The 21,063-nt window shown below is 69.5% G+C and carries 16 protein-coding genes; 6 read left to right on the top strand and 10 right to left on the bottom strand.

Annotated features, from left to right (window positions below):
* Positions 1-51: 51 nt before the first annotated feature.
* Together OG407_RS32395 and OG407_RS32390 are read left to right on the top strand one after the other, a co-directional pair.
* Positions 52-1,632, top strand: coding sequence for a DHA2 family efflux MFS transporter permease subunit (locus tag OG407_RS32395; protein WP_405863091.1), 1,581 nt, complete (start codon positions 52-54; stop codon positions 1,630-1,632).
* The gene (locus OG407_RS32390; protein ID WP_403583699.1) at positions 1,629-2,261 is read left to right on the top strand and encodes a TetR/AcrR family transcriptional regulator; all 633 of its coding nucleotides are present in this window, start codon (positions 1,629-1,631) and stop codon (positions 2,259-2,261) included. The genes OG407_RS32395 and OG407_RS32390 overlap by 4 nt, the downstream gene beginning before the upstream one ends.
* Positions 2,262-2,422: 161 nt before the next feature.
* Here OG407_RS32390 and OG407_RS32385 read toward each other — a convergent pair whose 3' ends face one another.
* From OG407_RS32385 to OG407_RS32365, 5 genes are all read right to left on the bottom strand, one after another.
* A complete protein-coding gene (locus OG407_RS32385; protein WP_405863090.1) occupies positions 2,423-4,840 on the bottom strand; it encodes a galactose oxidase-like domain-containing protein in 2,418 nt (805 codons plus the stop codon).
* A complete protein-coding gene (locus OG407_RS32380; RefSeq protein ID WP_405863089.1) occupies positions 4,837-6,039 on the bottom strand; it encodes a glycosyltransferase in 1,203 nt (400 codons plus the stop codon). The genes OG407_RS32385 and OG407_RS32380 overlap by 4 nt, the downstream gene beginning before the upstream one ends.
* On the bottom strand, positions 6,039-7,685 hold the full coding sequence (locus OG407_RS32375; RefSeq protein ID WP_405863088.1) for an ArnT family glycosyltransferase: 1,647 nt from the start codon (positions 7,683-7,685) through the stop codon (positions 6,039-6,041). Before OG407_RS32375 ends, OG407_RS32380 begins: the two co-directional genes overlap by 1 nt.
* On the bottom strand, positions 7,682-8,950 hold the full coding sequence (locus tag OG407_RS32370) for a glycosyltransferase (RefSeq protein ID WP_405863087.1): 1,269 nt from the start codon (positions 8,948-8,950) through the stop codon (positions 7,682-7,684). The genes OG407_RS32375 and OG407_RS32370 overlap by 4 nt, the downstream gene beginning before the upstream one ends.
* Before the next feature lie 192 nt (positions 8,951-9,142).
* Positions 9,143-11,167 carry a thioredoxin domain-containing protein gene (locus OG407_RS32365; RefSeq protein WP_405863086.1) on the bottom strand — a complete coding sequence of 675 codons (2,025 nt, stop codon included), beginning with the start codon at positions 11,165-11,167 and terminating at the stop codon, positions 9,143-9,145.
* Positions 11,168-11,349: 182 nt separating this feature from the next.
* Between OG407_RS32365 and OG407_RS32360 the strand changes: the two genes are divergently transcribed.
* The gene (locus tag OG407_RS32360; protein WP_405863085.1) at positions 11,350-11,916 is read left to right on the top strand and encodes a Uma2 family endonuclease; all 567 of its coding nucleotides are present in this window, start codon (positions 11,350-11,352) and stop codon (positions 11,914-11,916) included.
* Positions 11,917-12,073: 157 nt separating this feature from the next.
* A complete protein-coding gene (locus OG407_RS32355) occupies positions 12,074-15,277 on the top strand; it encodes a tetratricopeptide repeat protein (protein ID WP_405863084.1) in 3,204 nt (1,067 codons plus the stop codon).
* A gap of 33 nt (positions 15,278-15,310) precedes the next feature.
* Here the strand turns inward: OG407_RS32355 and OG407_RS32350 are convergent, their stop codons facing one another.
* Both OG407_RS32350 and mca read right to left on the bottom strand, forming a co-directional pair.
* Positions 15,311-15,580: a hypothetical protein gene (locus OG407_RS32350; protein ID WP_403583676.1), complete on the bottom strand. Its 270-nt coding sequence runs from the start codon at positions 15,578-15,580 to the stop codon at positions 15,311-15,313.
* The gene (gene mca / locus OG407_RS32345) at positions 15,573-16,433 is read right to left on the bottom strand and encodes a mycothiol conjugate amidase Mca (RefSeq protein ID WP_405868733.1); all 861 of its coding nucleotides are present in this window, start codon (positions 16,431-16,433) and stop codon (positions 15,573-15,575) included. Before mca ends, OG407_RS32350 begins: the two co-directional genes overlap by 8 nt.
* A 148-nt stretch (positions 16,434-16,581) precedes the next feature.
* On the opposite strand from mca, the gene OG407_RS32340 reads away from it, so the two are divergent.
* Both OG407_RS32340 and greA read left to right on the top strand, forming a co-directional pair.
* On the top strand, positions 16,582-16,980 hold the full coding sequence (locus OG407_RS32340; RefSeq protein ID WP_405863083.1) for a DUF4307 domain-containing protein: 399 nt from the start codon (positions 16,582-16,584) through the stop codon (positions 16,978-16,980).
* A gap of 168 nt (positions 16,981-17,148) precedes the next feature.
* On the top strand, positions 17,149-17,649 hold the full coding sequence (greA, locus tag OG407_RS32335; protein WP_403583670.1) for a transcription elongation factor GreA: 501 nt from the start codon (positions 17,149-17,151) through the stop codon (positions 17,647-17,649).
* Positions 17,650-17,718: 69 nt separating this feature from the next.
* On the opposite strand, the gene OG407_RS32330 is transcribed toward greA, so the two are convergent.
* The 3 genes from OG407_RS32330 to ilvA form a co-directional block, all read right to left on the bottom strand.
* Positions 17,719-18,576, bottom strand: coding sequence for an ABC transporter permease (locus OG407_RS32330; RefSeq protein ID WP_327401663.1), 858 nt, complete (start codon positions 18,574-18,576; stop codon positions 17,719-17,721).
* Positions 18,573-19,589 carry an ATP-binding cassette domain-containing protein gene (locus tag OG407_RS32325; RefSeq protein ID WP_405863082.1) on the bottom strand — a complete coding sequence of 339 codons (1,017 nt, stop codon included), beginning with the start codon at positions 19,587-19,589 and terminating at the stop codon, positions 18,573-18,575. Before OG407_RS32325 ends, OG407_RS32330 begins: the two co-directional genes overlap by 4 nt.
* A 193-nt stretch (positions 19,590-19,782) precedes the next feature.
* Positions 19,783-21,012 (bottom strand): threonine ammonia-lyase, encoded by a 1,230-nt coding sequence (gene ilvA, locus OG407_RS32320; protein WP_405863081.1) that lies wholly within the window; start codon positions 21,010-21,012, stop codon positions 19,783-19,785.
* Between the last annotated feature and the right edge of the window lie 51 nt (positions 21,013-21,063).

The raw sequence follows: 21,063 nt of genomic DNA, 5'->3' as shown, positions 1-21,063 counted from the left end.
ACAGTATATCTCTGTTGACATCCACCACCTTTTGAGAGCTACTCTCATTTCATGGCTACTGTCACTCAATCCAACGACGTGCGACGCGACCCGCGCCGCTGGTGGGCCCTCGGGGCCCTGGTCGCGAGCATGCTCACGCTCGGCTTCGACACGACGATCCTCAACGTGGCCCTGCCCACGATGGCCGGTGAGCTGGGCGCCACCACCGGCCAGCAGCAGTGGATGGCGGACTCCTACGTCATCGTCTTCGCCGCGCTGATGCTCCCGGCGGGACTGCTCGGCGACCGCTTCGGACGGCGCCGCATGCTGATCGTGGGGCTCGGCATCTTCCTCGCCGGTTCCGTGGCGGGCGCCCTGGCCGGCGACGTCAACTGGGTCATCGCGGCCCGCACGGTGATGGGCGTCGGCGCGGCCCTGGTCACCCCGCTCGCCCTGTCCGTGCTGCCCTCCCTCTTCGGCCCCGACGAGCGCACCAAGGCCGTCGGCATCATCTCCGCGGCCTCGTCGCTCGGGCTGCCGCTCGGCCCGATCATCGGCGGCTGGCTGCTCAACCACTTCTGGTGGGGCTCGGTCTTCCTGGTCAACATCCCGATGGCCGCGATCGGCATAGCGGCCTGCGTCTTCCTGCTGCCCGAGACCAAGGACCCCGCCTCGCCCAGGGTCGACGCCCTCTCCACCGCGTTCACGGCGGCCGGCCTCGGCGCCCTCATCTACGCGATCATCGAGGCGCCCAGCCGCGGTTGGGGCGACCCGCTGATCGTGGGCATGCTCGTCGGATCCGCGATCCTCATCGCCGCGCTCGTGCTGCGCGAGCGGCGCATGGAACGCCCCATGCTCGACATGACCCTGCTCAGGCACCGCGGCTTCCTCTTCAGCTCACTCGCGGCGACCCTCGTGATGTTCGTCCTGTCCGGCCTGCTGTTCGTGCTGCCGCAGTACCTCCAGGCGGTGCTCGGCAACGACGCGCTCGGCACCGGCGTCCGGCTGCTGCCCATGATGGGCGGCCTGATCGTCGCGGCCCGGGCCGCGCAACCGCTCGTCGGCCGGTTCGGCTCCCGCGCGGTGGTCTGCGCCGGACTGGTGGTCCTGGCCTTCGCCGCGATCCTCGGCAGCCGTACGACCGTCGACTCCGGCTACGGCTTCACCGCGCTGTGGCTGTCCATCACCGGGTTCGGCTTCGGCTTCTCGATCGTCCCCGCGATGGACGGCGCGCTGGGCGCGCTGCCCCGCGACCGGGCCGGCAGCGGCGCCGGGCTCCTGATGACCATGCGCCAGGTCGGCGCCGCGATCGGCATCGCCCTGCTGGGCAGCCTGCTCGCGAGCACCTTCCGCGACCGCCTCGACGTCACCGGCCTGCCCGCGAAGGCGGCCGACACGGCCGGGGAGTCCGTCGTAGCGGCACACCTGGTCGCGCAGAAGACGGGCTCGGCGGACCTCATCTCCTCGGCGAACAGCGCCTACGTCCACGGCATGGGCCTGGTCCTGCTGGTGTGCGGCGTCGCGGCCCTCGCCACCGCCCTGCTGTCCGCGGCATTCCTGCCGAATACACCGGCAGCGCCCACCAAGAAGGAGGAGGCCGAGGAAGACCCGGCCACAGCCGTGGCCATCGCTCTGGCGGATGCCGGACAATGAACACCATGACGGCGACACCCTCCCCCTTCAGCCCCGCCGACCGCCCCCAACTGGGGCTCCGCGAGCGCAAGAAGATCAAGACCCGCGAGGCGATCCGCACCGCGACGTACGCACTGGTCAAGGAGCAGGGCTACGACGCGACCACGATCGAGCAGATCGCCGAGCGCGCCGAGGTGTCGCCGTCGACCGTCTTCCGCTACTTCCCCACCAAGGAAGACATCGTCATCACGGACGAGTTCGACCCGATCATCCTGGAGGAGCTGCGGGCCCGCCCCGCCGACGAACCCTGGATGATCACCCTGAGGTACGTGATGCGCAAGGCCATCCAGTACGGCCTCAAGGAGGACGAGGAGACGTCCCGCCTCCGCTCCCACCTCATGGTCCAGGTCCCGGCCGTGCGCTCACGGATGATGGAGAGCATGTCGGTCACCGGCAACATGCTCTGCCACGCCATCGCCGAACGCACCGGCCGGGACCCGGAGAGCCTGGAGGTCCGGGTCTACGCCATGGCCCTGGTCGGCGGCCTGATGGAGGCGACCCTGTACTGGGCGGAGACCGGCCACCAGGGGGAGTTCTCGGACCTGGTGGAGCGCGCGATGGATGTCCTGGAGCACGGGCTTTCCGAATGAACCCGGGTGTACGTCCGTCACGTTCGTGACCCGAGCGCGCCGGCGACCGAGAGGGAGGACGTCGACATCGAGGCCCTCCAGGGGCACATCGAAACCTGTGAGCCAGGCGAGGGCGCACACCCCCAACAGGGCGGCGCCCTCGCCGAGTTCGCAGGCGACAACTACCCCTTCTTCTTTACGGTCTTCACGTCACCCTTCCCGCACGCCACCCCGTCCCTGTTCGGGTCGAGGCGCAGCGGGTCGTCCTTGCCGTTGACCTTCAGGCGGCCGTAGTCGTTCTGCTGGAGCCATGAACAGCGGGCCGCGGTCGTCGACTTGACCTCCTTCGGGAAGACGGTCGGGACGCAGACGTTGATCGTGCCGTAGTGGCGGTCGCAGCCGGAGATGGTCGGGCTGACCTTCTGGGAGGTGCGCTTCTTGCCCGGCTCGGTGACCTTGCCCTTCAGGGCGTCCGCGAAGGAGTGGACGTGAGCCGAGGCGGTGTCCGTGGTCAGGGCCGAAGGGCCTTGCAGATGGACCCACTTGGCCACCGACGGGACCCCGTTGGCGTCGACCGCGAAGAGCATGTACCAGCCGGGCGGGGCCAGGTTGGGGTTGCTCGTCACGTTCAGGTCGACCGTGTCGCCGTTCACCGAGAGCGGCAGGTCCACGAAACGCTGGTTCGGGTCCGAGGAGTGCGTGACCGCGGCCGGGCGGATCAACTCGGCCTTGGCGATGGGCCGGTCGACGGTGATCGTCTGGGTGTCGCCGTACTCCCACTCGTTGTCGATGACCGAAGTGATCGTCGGCCGCGTGCCCTTGAGGAGATACGGCGGGGTGTAGATCGACACGTTGTGGTTCCAGGTGCCGTTGCCCGGGTTGTCACCGGTCGACATCACCCGGCCGTCCGGCAGCAGGAACGAGGAGGAGTGGTAGCCCCGGGCCTCCGGATCGGCGGCCACCGGGTCGAACGTCGTGGTCGCCGGGTCGAAGATCGACGCCTCGTACACCGGGTTCGCGCGGTTGTGCAGCCCGCCGCCCGTCTCCAGGACCGTGCCGTCCGGCAGGATCACGGTGGACACGTACATCTTGCCCTGGGCTCCGGTCTCGGCCACCGGACCGTTCCCCAAGTCGACCGTCCCCTGCGGGATCTGGGGACCGACCGTGTACGTCGGGTTCGCGGCCTTGAGGTCGATGATGTCGGTCAGCCGGTTCGCGTCCGGGTTGGAGTCGATGTTGCCGCCGCCGACGGTGAGGACCTTCTGGTCCTGCGCCGGAGGCAGCAACACGCTTGCGGACTGGTCGCGTTGGTCCTTGTTCTGCAGCCCGGAGACCGACGTGATCGTGTTCGCGTCGTAGTCGTAGATCGCGCTGCCCGTCCCCGGGATGTTGTTCCCGAAGACATGGCTGCCCGTGTAGAAGAGCCGGCCGTCCTGCATCAGGACCATCGACGGGTACAGCCCCCAGTACGACCAGGTCTGGTTGACCTGCGACAACGGCAGCCACTTCTGCTGGGCGTCCGACCAGTACTCGGCGGTCACCGAACCCGTCGAGTCCTCGCGCAGCCCGCCGAAGGAGATGACGTCACCGTTGCCCAGCTCGGTCGCCGACGGGTACCAGTGACCGTCGTTGAGGTCGTTCGTCCTGCTGTACGTCTCGGTCACCGGGTCGAAGATGTACGAGTCCTTGTACCCCTCGTACCCGTGCGAACCGTCCGCCGCCGGGAACGCCTTGTTCCCGCTCAGCACCAGCACCCGGCCGTCCTGCAACTGGATGTGCCCCGAGCAGAACATGTCCTTCGGCGTCGGGATCACCTTGTACGTCCCGGCCACCGGGTCGTACACCGCGCTGGTGAACGTCCCCGCGTCGAACTGCTCCTCGCTGTTCCCGGACCCCGCGATCAGCAGCACCTTGCCGTTGTTGAGCACGACGGAGTGCATCGAACGCACCGGGTTCTGGGTCGGGAGCACGTCCCAACGGCCGTTCGCACACTCCTCGGCGGTGGCCGTACAGGTCGCGGGCGGGAGCGTGTCCGGGACCTGGTCCATCGTGTAGTCGTCGGTGGTCGCGGAGCCGGTGCCGTAGACCGAGACACCCCAGGTGATCCGGTCGGTACCGGCCGGCGCCTCGGGCGTACGGACCGTGGCCCGGGTCCAACTGCCCTGCATCTCCAGGGTCTTGAGGTCGGTCCAGTACTGCCACCCGGCCGTGGCGTCGTGCCGGAACAGCGTGATGTTCGCGTCCGGCGTCGTCGTCTTGTACCAGAGCCCGAGGTCGTACTGCTTGCCCGCCGTCACCACCGGCGCGCACCCCGTCGACTCGGTGATCAGCGCCTTGCGGTCACCGTCGACGCGCCGCGTGACGGTGACCTTCATGGCCTTCGAACCCGAGTGGGCGTCCGAAGTCGTAGTGAAATCGAAGTCGTTGTCGCCCCAGCCGGACTTCTCCCAGCAGTACGGCATCCCGTCCGTGCCCGCCGTCTCGAACCCCGGATTGAGGACGAGGTTCGCGGCCTCGGCGGACTGCGGCGAGGTGAGCAGCAGTCCGGCGGTCAGGGCGCCCACCCCGACGAAGGCGGTTCTTCTGCGGTACTTGTTCACGCGGCTCTCCTTGGTGCTGTACGACTCCCCTTGCGGCTCCCTTTGCGGCGCGGGAGGTAGACCAACGCCTCTGTGCCCACGAAGCGCAGGACGAAGGTCATGACCAGCGCGAGCGCGGTCGCCGACACGGCGCCCATGCCGAACTTGTGGATGAACAGGGCGATCAGCGGGATCCGCAGCACCAGGTCGGCGTTGGCGAGCAGCGCGAACCGGCCCGCCCGGTCCCACCAGCTGCGGTGCCGGCGCCGGTCGCGGAACAGCAGGTGCTCGATGAGCAGGAAGTTCCAGGCCACGCCCAGCTGGTTGGCGAGGATCTCGGCGGGGACGTAGTGCATGCCCGTCTTGGTGAGCGCCCACAGGCCGACCAGGTTCGGGACGAAGCCGGTGGCGCCGATCAGGCCGAACACGATCATGCGCGCGACCGGCGACGCCGTACGCAGTCCGAGGAGGTGACGGAGGAAGCGAAAGCCTTCCTGCGCCGTCGACTTGGACTCTCCCGCGAACCGGTCCTGGAAGACGAACGGCACCTCGGTGACCTGGCGCGGACGGCTGCGTACGGCGAGTTCGAGCAGGATCTTGTAGCCGAGCGGCTTGAGCGCCTCCGCCGTCACCGCGCTGCGGCGGATCGCGAAGAAACCGCTCATCGGGTCGCTGATACCGCGGAGCTTGCGCGGGAAGAGCGTCTTGGTCAGCCAAGTCGCCCCGCGCGAAACGGCGATGCGATATCCGCCCGCCAGGCCCTCGCGGCTGCCGCCCTTGATGTACCGGGAGGCGACGACGAGCCCGGCGTTCGCGCGCTCGCCCGTGCCGACCAACTCCGGTACCAGGGACGGCGGATGCTGGAGGTCGCCGTCCATGACGACGATCCAGTCGGACGTCGCCGCCTTGATCCCCTCGACGACCGCACCGCCCAGCCCGCCGACCGGCTCCTCCCGGTGCAGCACGGTCACCGGGAACGGGCAGTCCTGCGCCGCCGCGGAGATCACCTCGGGGGTGTCGTCGGTGGAGTCGTCCACGAAGACGACCTCACACGGCAGCCTGGTCGGCACGGATTCGGTGATCCGGTGCAGCAACTCCCGTACGTTGGCCGACTCGTTGAAGGTCGGCACGACGATGGTGACGGCGCCGGGTTCTGCGATCTCGGCGCCGCGTACGGCCGGATCGCCCAACTCCCCGGGGACCATGGACTCTTGGCTCATCACTGGGCTCCCACGGTCTCGGACTGGATCTGCCGGATCTCGATGCGGTCGTCGCCGGTGCCGAAGGTGGCGACCGGGATGGAGTGCTCGATCGCCGCCTTGACGTTGGGCAGGTCGACCGCGTCGCGCCGTACCGTCGGGGAGGCCACGACGTAGTCGATGTCCTTCCAGCCGTGCGGCAGCGTCTTGGTGACGGCGGGGTCGAGGTCGGCCTTGTAGAACCAGATGACCCCGAGCCCGGGCCGGTACCCGGCGTGCACCAGGTCCAGCCAGAGCGCGTCGTCGACGAGGACGCGGGTGTCCTTCGGGTCGGCGACCTCGGTGGACAGCCACTTGGAGGCGGCCCGGTAGGGGGCGTTGGCGTCGGTGGTCATGGCGGTGCGGTCGCCGTCGTACCACTTCGGTACGACATAGGCGCCGGCCGCGATCGCGAGGACCACGGCGAGCGTGTACCGGCCTCCCGTGACGTATCGTTTCTCCCCTTCCCCACGCCATCTGCGCAGCACCGCGTGGGCGACGGAGGCGGTGCCCCCTGCCAGCACGAGGGCGAGGAAGGGCAGCGCGCCGATGATGTACATCGCGGGCAGGTAGCCGTTGGGCCGCATCGAGACCAGGGCGAGGATCGCCACGGTCATGGCCGGTCCGGCGAGGGAGCGGGCGGTGACCGACCAGCGCCAGGTGACCAGCAGGAGCAGCGCCCCGGCGAGGCCGCCGAGCGGCAGGACGCGGTCGTAGTAGAGCCAGGAGTGGAGGACGCCGTAGGAGCCCGTGCCCTGGTCGAGGATGAAGCCCGAACCCGGTCTGGTCATCTGGTACTTGAGGCCGTCCCACAGGGAGACGTGGCCGCTGCCCGGCAGCAACTCGCCCTTGAGCAGGGCGAAGAGGGGGTACGAGAAGCCGATCAGGACGCAGGCGGTGATGGCGCCGGTGAGCGCGAACTTCCTTGTGTCGCGGTGCCCGTGGCGCCACATGGTGAGCAGCAGCGCGGGCAGGATGACGAGCATCGTCTCCTTGGTGAGGACCGAGGCCGCACCGGCGAGACCCGCCCCGAAGTGGTGCCAGAGATGGCGACTCGGGGACGCGGCCAGGCAGAACGCGAGCAGCATCCACATCACGGCGATGTTGTCGAGGAAGATCTCCCGCTGGAGGATCACGGACAGCGGGGACAGCCCGAAGAGCACCATGCCGAGCCCGGCCGCCCAGCGCGGCAGCGAGAGCCTGCGGGCGAGGACGTAGACGAGGACCGCGCTGATCGCGCTGATGACCAGCATCGCGAGGCGCATGGTGCCGACGGTCATCGAGCCGGGGCTGAAGTGCGCGGGGATCCAGGTGAGCAGGGCGATCTGGATCCAGCCGAGGGGCGGGTGGTCGTACCAGTAGGTGTAGTGGGCCAGCCCGGTGCCCTGTTGGACGGCCCAGGCCTGGGCGAGGTAGGTGCCCTCGTCGTCGCTGAGCGTCGGGTAGTCGGCGATGTTCCAGCCCTGCACGACGAGGATCGCCGCGAGGAGGAGACCGCAGAGGAGGAGGTCGGGCCGGGAGGAACGGAGCCGTGAAGGTGGCGTTGTTCGACTGGCCGAACCGGTTTCAGGCGCAGGCTGCCGTTGCGCGGGGACCGTGGTGGTCACCGCGGGAAGTGTGGAGGTCACGCAGGAACGTCCTCTCGGATCACTGCGGTTTCGGTGAGGTGCGCGCCGACGTGGGACGTCAACTCCCAGTCGTTCCGGCCACGTTGCTCACGCCACACTGCGCGGATCGCGGCTCCGGCGAGGAGCACCTGGTAGAACGGGCCGCCCACGACGAGCTTCAGATAGTGGACGGCGCGGACGCGGAGTCCGTACTGCTTGCCGAAGTCGTGCAGTCCGACGACCTCGAACACGAAGGTGACGGCGGCGGTGACCAGCGGCAGGAAGGTGAGGAAGGCGATGCCCACCGGCACGTCCAGGAAGAGCGCGACCGCAGCGTTGAGCGGGATGACGACCCCGGAGAAGGCCTGCAGGAACGGCGTCATCAGCGTGTAGCGGGCGAGCAACCGCTGCCCGAATCCCGGGAGTTGCTTCCAGTCCTTCTTGCGGTAGACCTGAAGGAAGCCCTGGTTCCAGCGAGTTCGCTGCTTCAGCAAAGACATCAGCGAGCCGGGGGTCTCCTCCCGCGTCACCATGTCGGAGTCGTAGGCGACGACGACCTTCTTGCCGACACTGGACAGCCTCACGCCCAAGTCGCAGTCCTCGGCAAGGCAGTTGGGGTCCCAGCCGTCGGCCTCGCGCAGGACGTCGGTCCGCACGAAGACGGTGTTGCCGCCCAGCGGGATGAACCCCTTCTGCGCGTGCAGGTGCAGCCGGGACCGGAACCAGAAGAAGTACTCCAGGCAGTTGCGCAGGCTGTACCAGCTGGAGTGGAAGTTGATGAGCTGGACGCCCCCTTGGACGACGTCCGCTCCCGTCGTCCGGAACGCGTGGTCGACGTGGGCGAGCAGCGCCGGATGGACCTGGTCCTCGGCGTCGAAGACCCCGACGACATCGCCGCGGCAGTGCGGCAGCGCCGTGTTCATGGCCTTCGGTTTGTTCTTCTTCTCGTGCGTGTCGACGACGACACGGACGCGCGGGTCGCGTTCGGCGGCACTGTGGGCCACCGCCGCGGTCTCGGGGTCGTCGTGCCCCACGATCACGATGATCTCGAAGTCGGTGTGCGTGGACTCCAGCAGCCGCTGGATGGTGTGGTCGAGCACGGCCTGTTCGTGCCGGGCCGGCAGCAGCAACGAGAACGAGACGTGCTCGTCCCCGTCCGGGCTGCTGAATCGGGTGGAGGCGAGCACTTCGGGCGTACGCCACGCGTGCATCTGCCACCACAGGGTGAAGGCGGCCATCCAGAACAGGGCCAGCGAAACGACAGCGATGAAGACGGACGTCAACAAACAGATCCCCCCAGATCCCAATACCCCCTGGCGCGACGGTGAGTTACCGCCGTCGCGTCACGAGGCAGAGACTATGGGCGATCTGTGAAGCGAACAGGTGATTTCAGTGAAGAGCGTGTTTCGTCACCATGCGGCTCCCCCCTGAGCATTTCTCGCACTGGTCTCGTTTGAGACGGTTACGGCTATGACATTTCACCTGCTCAGCGCGGTGCTCAGCCGCTCCGGGTCGGTCGTCGGCGCGTCGCAGGTAAAGTTACGGCAAACGTACGCGGCCGGTCCACCGTCGACCAAGGGCCGGTCGGCGAGCAACGGCAGCTCGTCACTCTCCGCCACCCCGAAGGCCACCACGGCCCCGGGCGCGGTCCCCAGAAGTGCCGTACGGTGCAGGGCTTTTGCACCTTCGTCGCCGAGCGAGGGCCCTACGACGGCCACCTCGCGCGGCCCGTCGAGATACGCCTCGGCGACCGCGAGCCCCCACCCGATGAAGCGCGGCACACGCGGACCGAGCGCCTTCACGACCCCCAACGCCCGCTCGGCGGCGGTGCGATGGGGCTCGGCGCCGGTCTGCGCGGCATAGCTCAGCAAGGCACCGGCGGCAGCGGTCCACCCGGACGGGGTGGCGTTGTCGGTCGGATCCTGCGGCCGACGGATCAGCTGCTCGGCGTCGACGGCGGTGTCGTAGAGCGCCCCCGACTCATCGACGAACCCGGCGAGCACGTGGTCGAGCAGGAACCCGGCGAACTCCAGCCAGACCCCCTCCCCTGTGACCGAGGCGAGCGCGAGGAAGCCCTCGGCCACATCGGCGTAGTCCTCCAACACCCCGGCGTTCGCCCCGACTTGGCCGTCCTTGCTGGTGCGGGCCAGCTTGGCGTGCTCGTCCAGATGCAGGCGTACGAGGAGATCGGCGGCGGAGACGGCGGCCTCGACCAGGTCGGGGCGGTCGAAGTAGGCGCCGGTCTCGGCGAGCGCGGCGATCGCGAGGCCGTTCCAGGCGGCGACCACCTTGTCGTCGCGGCCGGGGGCGGGGCGCCGCGAACGGGCTTCCAGGAGACGGCTCTTGACCGAATCGACCTTCTCGGCGTCGAAGACCCCTTCGCTCTGCGGGAGTTGAAGGACGGACTGCCCTTCCTCGAAGGTCCCGTCCTCGGTCACGCCGAAGTACTGGGCGGCGAGTTCGGCGTCTTCTCCCAGGACCTCGGTGAGCTGCGCGGGCGTCCAGACGTAGTAGGCACCTTCGACGTGCTTGCCGGTCCCGTCGTCGCTGTCGGCGTCGAGGGCGGAGGCGAACCCGCCCTCGCCGGTGCGGAGTTCACGCACGATGAAGTCGGCGGTCTCGACGGCCACGCGCCGGGCCAGCTCGGAACCGGTACTGCGCCACAGGTGCGCATACACACGACACAGCAGGGCGTTGTCGTAGAGCATCTTCTCGAAGTGCGGGACGACCCACTCGCGGTCGACGGAGTAGCGCGCGAACCCGCCCGCGAGCTGGTCATAAATCCCCCCGCGCGCCATCCGCTCACAAGTGTCCCGGGCCATCTCCAGGGCGCCCTCGGAGCCGGTGCGGGCGTGGTGGCGGAGCAGGAACTCCAGTGCCATGGACGGCGGGAACTTGGGCGCCCCGCCGAATCCGCCGCGCTGCGGGTCGTACTCCCGCGTGAGCCCGAGGAGCGCGCCGGACAGCTCCTCCTCGCCGGGGGCCTCGGTGCCGCCGTAGTCGATCTCGCGCTGGGACAGGTCCCGGGTGATCTTCCCGGCGACCTCGGCGACCTCGTCCCGCCGGTCGGTCCAGGCGCTGCGCACCCCCTCCAGCACCTGCCGGAAGGAGGGCATGCCGTGGCGGGGCGCGGGCGGGAAGTACGTCCCGAAGTAGAAGGGCTCGGCGTCCGGCGTGAGAAACACGGTCATGGGCCAGCCGCCCTGCCCGGTGGCCGCCTGCACGGCCTCCATGTAGACGGCGTCGACGTCGGGGCGTTCCTCGCGGTCGACCTTGATGCTGACGAAGTGCTCGTTGAGGTAGTCGGCGGTGGGCTGGTCCTCGAAGGACTCGCGGGCCATGACATGGCACCAGTGACAGCTGCTGTACCCGACGCTGAGCAGCACCGGCCGGTTCGTCCGCCGCGCCTCGTCGAAGGCCTCGGCCGACCAGGGCCACCAGTCGACGGGGTTGTCGGCGTGCTGGAGCAGATACGGGGAGGTCTCATGGGCCAGTCGGTTCACGCCCCTCACCCTCTCACGTCGCTCCCCGGCGGCCCGGCGGCCCGCGCCTGAACGGCACCCGATCCCACGGCGGGCGTCGGCCCCCACGGCTCTCATCTGCGGTCGGGCGCCCTGACGGCACAGGACAGTACGCTGAGCCGAGCAGCACCGGAACCGTCGAGCATCCTCGAAGGAGGTACGCCATGACCGCCGAGATGGTCGCGCCCGCCTGGATGCACACGCAGATCAGCGCGGAGCAGTACGACTCCTGGTCCGAGGAGCAGTGTGCCGGCATCGAGATCGTGGACGGGATGGTCGTGGTGAGCCCGAGTGCGTCCAAGCGGCACAACCGGCTGGCCCGAATCCTGGCCAATGCCCTGGACGCCGCCGCAGGCCCGGACTGGAACGCCGACACGGACTTCGATGTCCGACTGCAGGACGTTCCGCTCACCAACCGGCGTCCGGACGTCGCCGTGTACCGGGCAGAGACCATCGACGTCACGCCCACTCGCCCCGAACACGTACTCCTGGTCGTCGAGGTCGTGTCGCCCGGCTCGGAGACCACGGACCGGATCGTGAAGGTGGACCAGTACGCCAAGGCCGGCATCCCCTTCTACTGGCGTGTCGAACAGGCCGCCACCGGTGTCCCGATCGTCTACACGTACGTTCTCGACCCCGCCACCAAGGCCTACAGGGACGGCGAGATGTTCACCGGAGTGATCAAGGCTGCCGCGCCTTTCTCCGTGACCGTCGACCTGGGATCCGTCTGACGACCAGCGTTCCCTCCGCTTCCGCACCGCGAACGATCGATCGGCACGGCAAATGCTCGATCGTCGCGGCCAACGGATGATCGTCGCCCTCTCGCGCTCGCGCGCTCGCCGAAGGACACTCGTAGGCCAGGGAGTTGCCGCCGGAGGGGGACGACACATGCGGGACGGCCATCGGACCGATGCCGAGCGGCTGTTGGCTCGGGCCGTGGAGGAGGAGGTGCGGCGCTCCGGCGGGCGCACGGACGGGCAGGTGCTGCTGGCGCGGTCCCGGGCCGCTCTGGACGCCATGGCCCAGACGGCGGCCGAGGAGTACGAGGCCTATACGGGGGCTCTCGACGAGGCGTCGGCGGGGCAGCTCACCTTCGGGCAGCGGTACGCCAAGGAGGGTGGCGGAACTCCCCTGCTGGTGGCGGGTGTTGGCGCGGTCGCCGCTGTCGTGGCCGACCTCGCCCTCGGGACCGGCACCGGTACGGCGTTCGGCGCCGGGGTGGCCGTCGGGGTCGTGGGCGCGGCGGCGACCGTCGTGAAGGTGACCGCCTCGCATCTGCCCGCCGCGCATCACCGCGCGGGTGCCGTGAGCCAGCCCGGCGGTCCGGAGCAGTTGCGGTTGCAGTGGCTGACGGCGCTGGAGGTGCGGGGCATCCGGCCGTTCCTCGACCAGCAGCGGGTGCTCGCCGCCTCGACCGGGCCGACGCGGAAGCCGGGGCCGCAGTTGCGCGGCGCGGACAAGAGCGCGGCGGCACGCAGGCGGAGTGTGCTGGAGCAGTCGTTCGGTCAACTCCCGGATGCGGTGGGGGCGTTCGCCGGGCGGCGGGTGGAGCTGGCCCGGATTCGGCAACTGGTGCAGGCGGGGCGCGCGAGTACGGAGACCCGGCCGACCGTGGTCGTACTGCACGGGGCACCCGGTTCGGGGCGTACCACCCTCGCGGTGCGGGCCGCGCACGATCTGCGGGACCAGTTCCGCGGGGCCTGCGTGGTGGATCTGCGCGGGGACAGCCCGGGCGAGCCGCCGTTGCCCACCCGCGACGCCCTGCTGCATCTGCTGAACCGGCTCGGCGCACCGCGCGAGCAGCTGCTGTTCCGCGAACGCTCCTCGCCCGACCAACAGGTCAAGCGGCTGGGCGAGTTGTACCACCAGCACCTGACCGGACTGCCGGTGACGATCGTCCTGGACGACGCCTCCGACATCGCGCAGGTGGCGACGCTGGTGCCCGAGCGCTCGGACAGCCTGGTCGTGGTCACCGCCCGCAAGCCCCTCGACCTGCCCGCCGAACTCGCCGCCTGGGTGCACCAGTTGCCGGTGGAGTCGCTGGACGCGGCGGGCGCGGAGGAGCTGCTGGGCGCGGCGGCGCAGGACGGTTCGGAGCCGTACGACGCCGAATCCGCCGACCGGATCAGGGAGTTGTGCGGCGGGCTGCCACTGGCGCTGCGGATCGCGGGCTCGTCCCTCGGCCCGCGCTCACCGGGGCGACTGGCCACGGATCTGGCCGCGTACGGCCCCGTGGAACCGGTCGAACGGGCCCTGTGGCTGCGCTACACCGACCAGTCGGACCAGGCCCGCACCCTGCTGCGGCGGCTCGCGCTGGCCGGCCGGGCCTCGCTGGGCGCGGCGGCCGCGGCCGCCCTGCTGGCCACCGACGACACGGAGGCCACCCGCCAACTGGAGGCCCTGTCCCGGGCGGGCCTCATCGACCACGTCCGCGGCACCCGCTACCGCCTGCACGACCTGGTCCGCGCCTTCGCCCAGGCCCGCCTCCTCGACGAGGAGGAGCCCTCGGAACGTACGGCCGCGCAGGAGCGGTTGATCGTGAACTACGGCGAACTCGCCGACTCCGTCCTGCGGTTGGTCGACGGCAACATGTCGACGCGCTCGGACCGCTTCGGCCCGCACGGCTTCACCTCGCTCGACGAGGCGCTGCGCTGGCTGGACGACGAGTCGAGCTTCATCACCTCGACGCTGCGGCACGCGGAGGGCGTCGACCAGGGCGCCGTACTGAATCTGCTGGGCGCGCTCTGCGACTACTGCCTGCTGCGCGGCGACCTCTACCGCCTGGGCGAGATCAGCGAGTTGGCGCAGGCCGTCGACCAAGGGCTGCTGGTCCGCTCGGTGCAGTGGCGCACCGGTATCGCGGCCCGGCAGCTCGGCGAACTCGACAAGGCGCGCACCACCCTCACCTCCGTCGTCGACCTCTACATGGAGGCCCATCACGACGCGGGCGCCGCACGCGCCCTCTGCTCGCTCGGCATCACCCTCCACCACCAGGGCAACCTCACCGAGGCGGCGGCGAAACTCCGCGAGGCCCTCGACCTCCAGGCCCCGCCCCAACTGGCCACGGACCGCGCCTGGACCATGCACGCGCTGGCCGCCGTGGAGCGCGACCGCGGCCGACTCCCCGAAGCCATGCGGCTGTTGACCGAATCCCTCGTCCTGCACCGCGCCGGCGAATCCGTCCACGGCGAGGCCTGGGCCCACTTCCAGCTCGGCCAACTCGGCCTGCGCATGGGCGACATCCCCCGCGCCGAGTCCGAACTAACCACCGCCCTCGGCCTCTACGGCCGCACCCGCGACGCCCGCGGCGAGGCCTGGGCCCTGACCCAGCTGGCCCGCGCCCGACTCGTCGCGGGCGACCCGTCCCCCGCGATCGACGGCCTGCGCCAGGCCGCCGCCCGGCACCGCGACAACGAGGACGCGCGCGGCGAGGCCTGGACGGTCTACTACCTTGGCCAGGCCCTGGAGGAGACCGGCAACCTGGACCTCGCGGTGCGCGAGCTGGAACGCTCCCGCACGATGTTCTCCCGCATGCGCGACGTCTACGGCCTGGCCTGCGCCCGGCACCACTCGGCACGCGTCACCCGCGACCAGCGCGCGGCCCAGACGGGTTCGCTGCGCAACTCCGGGTTCGCCCGCCAGCTCCTGGTCGACGCCCGCGCCGACTTCCAGCGCATCGGCGTCGCCCACGGCGAGGCGTGGACCTGCCTGGAGCTCGCGGTCGTCGACGCGGGCAACGCCCGTACCCAACAGGCGTTGACGCTGTGCGACGAGGCCGTAGGCCTGTTCACCTCGTACGGCGACCACCGCGGCGAGGACTGGGCCCACTTCCTGCGCTCCACGCTGCTGCCGTACGCGGCCCCCGGCGGGGTCGTCGTCGGCACGGCCGTCGCCCAGGAGGAACTGGCCCAGCTGTCCCGCGCCCGCCATCCGTACCGCGACGAGAAACTCGACGACTACGTGGCGGCGTACCAGCTGCTGCTGGAGCGGGGCGTGAACCTGGAGGCGGGCTGGCAGGCGTGGCGGCTGGGCATGGTGCCGAGCCGGCATGCGCGGGAGGTGATGGGGGTGGCGGTGTCCGGCACCCCCTGAGCACCCCACGCGCGGGCCGCCGGGTCGGCCGCCTCAGCCCTGCTTGGCCTTGGGTTCGGCCGGGGCGGCCCCGGACTCGGCCTTCGACTCCGCGGCCGACTCGGCCTTCGGGTCCGCGCCCTCCTTGAAGTCGACCTTGTTCATCTGCTTGCTCATGGACTTCATCAGTCCCCAGACGGCCAGGGCCATCACCGCGAACACGATGAAGCCGAGGACGCCGGGGGTGACCTTGTTCTCGTCGACCTCGGCGAGGGGGACCAGGTGCGTCATTGCCAGGGCTGCGCTTGAGCTCATGTCAGGCATTGTCGCGGATGCCCGCAAAGAGGTCGTCCTCGGGGAGGGAGGTAGCGACGAGGGACTTCGCGAGCTCGTACTCCTCGGTCGGCCAGACCTCCTTCTGGATCTCCATCGGCACCCGGAACCAGCCGCCGTCGGGGTCGATCTGCGTGGCGTGCGCGAGCAGCGCCTTGTCGCGGATCTCGAAGAACTCGGCGCACGGGATGTGCGTGGTCAGCACCCGCTCCGTCCGCTCGTTCTCGTTCCACCGCTTCAGCCAGTCCTCGTACGGCGACTCCAGGCCGCGCGCCAGCAGCGCGTTGTGCAGGGCCTCGGTGCGCTGCCGGTTGAAGCCCTGGTTGTAGTACAGCTTCTGCGGCTGGTACGCCGGGCCGTACTCCGACTCCGGGTACTTCTCGGTGTCCGTCGCGCCCTCGAACGCCACCATCGAGATCTTGTGGGTCATGATGTGGTCGGGGTGCGGGTAACCGCCGTTCTCGTCATAGGTGGTGATCACCTGCGGACGGAACGACCGGATCTGCTTCACCAGCTCGCCGGCCGCCTTGTCGACGTCCTCCAGCGCGAAGCAGCCCTCGGGCAGCGGCGGCAGCGGGTCGCCCTCGGGCAGCCCCGAGTCGACGAAGCCGAGCCACTCCTGCTTGATGCCGAGGATCTCGCGGGCCTCGTCCATCTCCTTCTTGCGCACCTCGTGGATGTGCTCCTCGATGTACGTGTCGCCCTGGAGCTTCGGGTTGAGGATGGAGCCGCGCTCCCCGCCCGTGCAGGTCACGACCAGCACGTCCACCCCCTCGGACACGTACTTCGCCATGGTGGCCGCGCCCTTGCTCGACTCGTCGTCGGGGTGCGCGTGGACGGCCATCAGTCGCAGCTGGTCAGTCAAGACTCAATCCTCAGTAGGTCGGCGCCCCGGTGTATTGGGGTGCGATCGGCGGCTTCTATAGTGACCGAATCCGGGGGCGAATAATTCCGGGGGCCCGCTTCTACGGCCCCTTGCCGAGAGGACGATCATGAGTACGGCGAGTACGCGACTGCCCGAGGGCCGTTACGGCCACTCGTCGGACGAGCGTGCCGACCACAAGCTCAGGATCGCCGGCGCCGTCCTCGCGGCGATGCTGCTCGCCCTCGTCGGGTACTTCGCCTACCACTACGTCGTCGAGGCCAAGATCAGCGCCGAGGTGATCACCTTCCAGGCCTCGGGCAACGAGGTCAAGGTGCATCTGGAGGTCCACAAGGACTCCGGGACCACCGGCTACTGCACCCTGCGCTCCCAGGCCGCCGACCAGTCCGAGGTGGGCCGCGCCGACTTCCACTTCGGCGGCTCCGCGACCCGCATCGACCGGGTCGTCACCCTGCGCACCACGGCCAGGGGCACCACGGCCGAGCTGCTGGGCTGCCACTCCGACTGACGTCACCCTTGTTACGTAGGCGCTGACCAGCGTTGACGTATATCTGACGGCTTATGTCCTCCCCCTGACGCCATTGAATTGTTAGGCTCGTGGTTTCGCCCTTCCATGAAGGAACATTCTTCTGGGTAGGGCGATGCTTTGTATTCCCAGTACCTACGAGGAGCACCTGTGACCCAGACCAGCGAAGACGTCACCTGGCTCACGCAGGAGGCGTACACCAAGCTCAAGGACGAGCTGGAGTACCTGTCTGGTCCCGCGCGCGCCGAGATCACCGTGAAGATCGCGGCCGCTCGCGAGGAGGGCGACCTGCGCGAGAACGGCGGGTACCACGCGGCCAAGGAGGAGCAGGGCAAGCAGGAGCTCCGCATCCGCCAGCTGACCCAGCTCCTGGAGAAGGCCAAGGTCGGCGAGGCCCCGGTGTCGTCGGACGGCGCGGTCGCGCCCGGCATGGTCGTCACGATCGCCTTCGACGGCGACGAGAGCGACACGACGACCTTCCTGCTCGCCTCGCGCGAGTACGCGAGCGCCGACATCGAGACCTACTCGCCGCAGTCCCCGCTGGGCTCCGGCGTGCTCGGCCACAAGGTCGGCGAGGTGGCGCAGTACGAGCTGCCCAACGGCAAGAAGGCCTCGGTGACGATCCTCAAGGCCGTGCCGTACAACGGCTGACCCTCAGGACCCCCGCCCTTCGACGAGCCCCCGGCGACCTTGCGGCGCCGGGGGCTTCGTCGTGCGTCCTCAGGCCGTCGCCGAGCGGTACTTCCGTACCGCCAGCGTCCGGAATACGAGGATGATCAGCAGGGAGTAGATCAGCGAGGCCCACACCGGGTGCACCATGGGCCAGGCGTCCGAGGGCGACTGTCCCGGGTTGGCGAAGAGCACCCGGCAGGCCTGCACGGTGGCGCTGAAGGGGTTCCACTCGGCGATGTGGCGCAGCCACGGGGTCATGTTGCTGGTGTCCACGAACGCGTTCGAGATGAACGTCACCGGGAAGAGCCAGATCAGCCCGCCGGAGGTGGCCGCCTCGGGCGTACGGACGCTGAGCCCGATCAGGGCGCCGATCCAGGTGAACGCGTATCCGAGCAGGAGCAGCAGCCCGAAGGCGCCGAGCACCTTGCCGGCGTTGGTGCCCCCGTCCGATCCGACCCGCCAGCCGACCAGCAGGGCGACTATCGCGAGGACCAGCAGGGTCAGCGCGGTCTGCACGAGGTCCGCGAGGGTCCGCCCGGTCAGCACGGCGCCGCGCGCCATGGGCAGCGAGCGGAACCGGTCGATGAGGCCCTTGTGCATGTCGTCGGCGATGCCCGCGCCCGAGCTGGCGGTGGCGAAGGTGACGGTCTGCGCGAAGATGCCGGCCATCAGGAAGTTCTTGTAGTCGGTGGCGCTGGTGCTGCCGCCGATCTGCATGGAACCGCCGAAGACGTAGGTGAACAGCACCACGAACATGATGGGTTGGATGAGCCCGAAAATAACCATCTCGGGAATCCGGCTCATGCGAATCAGATTGCGCTTGGCGACGACCAGTGAGTCGTGCACGGACTGGCCCAGCGCGCTGCTCGGCGCCGCGACCGGCGCGGCATCGGTGACGGCACTCACTTCGCGGCCTCCTTCTTCTGCTTGCGGTCCTTGGGGGTCTGGTTCTCGTCCGTGCCGTTCTCCTCGGCCTTCTCCTCGGCCAGGTGGCCCGTCAGGGACAGGAACACGTCGTCGAGGGTGGGGCGGCGGAGGCCGATGTCGTCTATCTCGATGCCGCGGGAGTCGAGTTCGCGGATCACCTCGGCGAGGAGCTTCGCGCCGCCGGTGACGGGCACGGTGAGCTTGCGGGTGTGCTCCTCGACGGTGGTGTCGCCCTTGCCGAAGCCGAGCAGGATGTCGGAGGCGATCTGGATGTGGTCGCGCTCGTGCACGACGACCTCGACGCGCTCGCCGCCGGTGCGGGCCTTGAGCTGGTCGGAGGTGCCGCGGGCGATGACGCGGCCGTGGTCGACCACCGCGATGTCGTGCGCGAGGTGGTCGGCCTCCTCCAGATACTGGGTGGTCAGCAGGAGTGTCGTACCGCCGGAGACGAGCTGTTTGATGACCTCCCACAGCATTTGGCGGTTGCGCGGGTCGAGGCCGGTGGTCGGCTCGTCCATGAACATCACGGGCGGGGAGACGACGAGCGCCGCCGCCAGGTCGAGCCGGCGGCGCATGCCTCCGGAGTAGGTCTTGGCCGTACGGTCGGCCGCGTCCGCGAGGTTGAACTGGTCGAGCAGCTGGTCGGCCCGGGCCTTCGCGGCCTTGGCCTTCATCTGGTAGAGCTGGCCGACCATCTGCAGGTTCTCCCGGCCGGTCAGGTACTCGTCGACCGCGGCGAACTGGCCGGAGAGGCCGATGGAGCGCCGTACCTCGTTGGGCTGCTTCAGCACGTCCAGGCCGGCCACGACGAGCTTGCCGCTGTCGGGGCGCAGCAGCGTGGTCAGACAGCGGACGGCGGTGGTCTTGCCCGCGCCGTTGGGCCCGAGCAGGCCCAGCACGGTGCCCTCGGGGACATCGAGGTCGACGCCGTCCAGAGCTTTCACGTCGCCGAAGGTTTTCACCAGGCCTTCGGCATAGATGGCGCCTGGCATATCAGTCTCCACGTCGTCGGGGATTCTTTGAAAAGCCTAGGTATGTGTCTTTTGTTCTGCCCGTGGGAGCGGCATGCCACTGCCTGCGGGCGACACGAGACACACCATAACGCGATGTATCGCGAGTCTCAACGGATTTTCTCGAACGAGTGACGGGACAGGTGAGGGGACGGGTGGGGAACGGGCTCCGGCCTCAGTCGATGACCGTGTAGCCCGCGTCGCGCAGGGCTTGTCCGACCTCGGCGCAGTGCACCGGACCCTTCGTCTCCAGATGCAGCTCGACCTCCGCCTCCGTGAGCCCGAGCCGCGGATCGGTCCGGACGTGACTCACATCGAGGACGTTAGCGTCGACCACTGACAACACCCCGAGAAGCGTCGCGAGGGCCCCCGGCCGGTCCGTCAGCCGCAGCGTCACGGCCAGGTAGCGGCCCTGCGCGGACATGCCGTGCCGCAGGATGCGGTTGAGCAGCAGCGGGTCGACGTTCCCGCCGGACAGCAGCGCGACGACCGGTCCCTCGAAGCCCCGCGGATCGCTCAGCAGCGCGGCGACCGGGCTGGCACCGGCCGGCTCGACGACCAGCTTGGCCCGCTCCAGGCACAGCAGCAGCGCGGCGGACAGCTCGTCCTCGCTGACCGTGCGGACCTCGTCCACCAGATCGGCGACGATCCCGAACGGCACCTCGCCGGGGCAGCCGACCTTGATGCCGTCGGCCATCGTCGCCGGGTTCTTGATCGCCACCGGGCGGCCGGCCGCCAGCGAGGGCGGGAACGCGGCGGCGCCCGCCGCCTGGACGCCCACGATCCGCACGTCGGGCCGCAGCGCCTTCACGGCGACCGCGACACCGGCCACGAGCCCGCCGCCGCCGATGCCGACGACGATCGTGCGCACCTCGGGGCACTGGTCCAGGATCTCCAGGCCGACCGTGCCCTGGCCCGCGATGATGTCGGGGTGGTCGAAGGGGTGGATGAACACCGCGCCCGTCTCATGGGCGTACTCCTGCGCGGCGGCCAGCGTCTCGTCGACCACGTGGCCGTGCAGGCGCACCTCGGCGCCGTACTCCTTGGTGGCGCTGATCTTCGGCAGGGGCGCGCCCTTGGGCATGAACACCGTGGAGCGCACGCCGAGGAGTGCGGAGGCGAGGGCGACTCCCTGGGCGTGGTTGCCGGCGCTCGCGGCGACGACACCGGCGGCGCGCTCCTCGGGGAGCAGTCCGGCGATACGGACGTAGGCGCCGCGGAGTTTGAAGGAACCGGTCCGCTGGAGGTTCTCGCACTTGAGGTGCACCGGCGAGCCGACGAGCTGGGTGAGATGCCTGCTGCCTTCCATCGCGGTCACCCGCGCCACGCCCGTGAGCATCTTCTGGGCGCCGCGCACATCGTCGAGGGTGACGGGTCGCAAGGAGTCAGCCGTGCTGTAGCTCATGACTCAAGCATCGCAGTTCACAGCCGCGCGCCACGGCTGTGACCAACCTCC

It is taken from the genome of Streptomyces sp. NBC_01515 (assembly GCF_045040345.1).
Lineage (GTDB): Bacteria > Actinomycetota > Actinomycetes > Streptomycetales > Streptomycetaceae > Streptomyces.
This window is presented reverse-complemented; position numbering and strand designations above follow the sequence as displayed.

Bases quoted from the DNA above. Each gene is read 5' to 3' on its own strand.
- OG407_RS32395 (WP_405863091.1), top strand. From the start codon at position 52: ATGGCTACTGTCACTCAATCCAACGACGTGCGACGCGACCCGCGCCGC.
- OG407_RS32390 (WP_403583699.1), top strand. From the start codon at position 1,629: ATGAACACCATGACGGCGACACCCTCCCCCTTCAGCCCCGCCGACCGC.
- OG407_RS32380 (WP_405863089.1), bottom strand. From the start codon at position 6,039: ATGAGCCAAGAGTCCATGGTCCCCGGGGAGTTGGGCGATCCGGCCGTA.
- OG407_RS32360 (WP_405863085.1), top strand. From the start codon at position 11,350: ATGACCGCCGAGATGGTCGCGCCCGCCTGGATGCACACGCAGATCAGC.
- OG407_RS32355 (WP_405863084.1), top strand. From the start codon at position 12,074: ATGCGGGACGGCCATCGGACCGATGCCGAGCGGCTGTTGGCTCGGGCC.
- OG407_RS32350 (WP_403583676.1), bottom strand. From the start codon at position 15,580: ATGCCTGACATGAGCTCAAGCGCAGCCCTGGCAATGACGCACCTGGTC.
- mca (WP_405868733.1), bottom strand. From the start codon at position 16,433: ATGGCCGTCCACGCGCACCCCGACGACGAGTCGAGCAAGGGCGCGGCC.
- OG407_RS32340 (WP_405863083.1), top strand. From the start codon at position 16,582: ATGAGTACGGCGAGTACGCGACTGCCCGAGGGCCGTTACGGCCACTCG.
- OG407_RS32325 (WP_405863082.1), bottom strand. From the start codon at position 19,589: ATGCCAGGCGCCATCTATGCCGAAGGCCTGGTGAAAACCTTCGGCGAC.
- ilvA (WP_405863081.1), bottom strand. From the start codon at position 21,012: ATGAGCTACAGCACGGCTGACTCCTTGCGACCCGTCACCCTCGACGAT.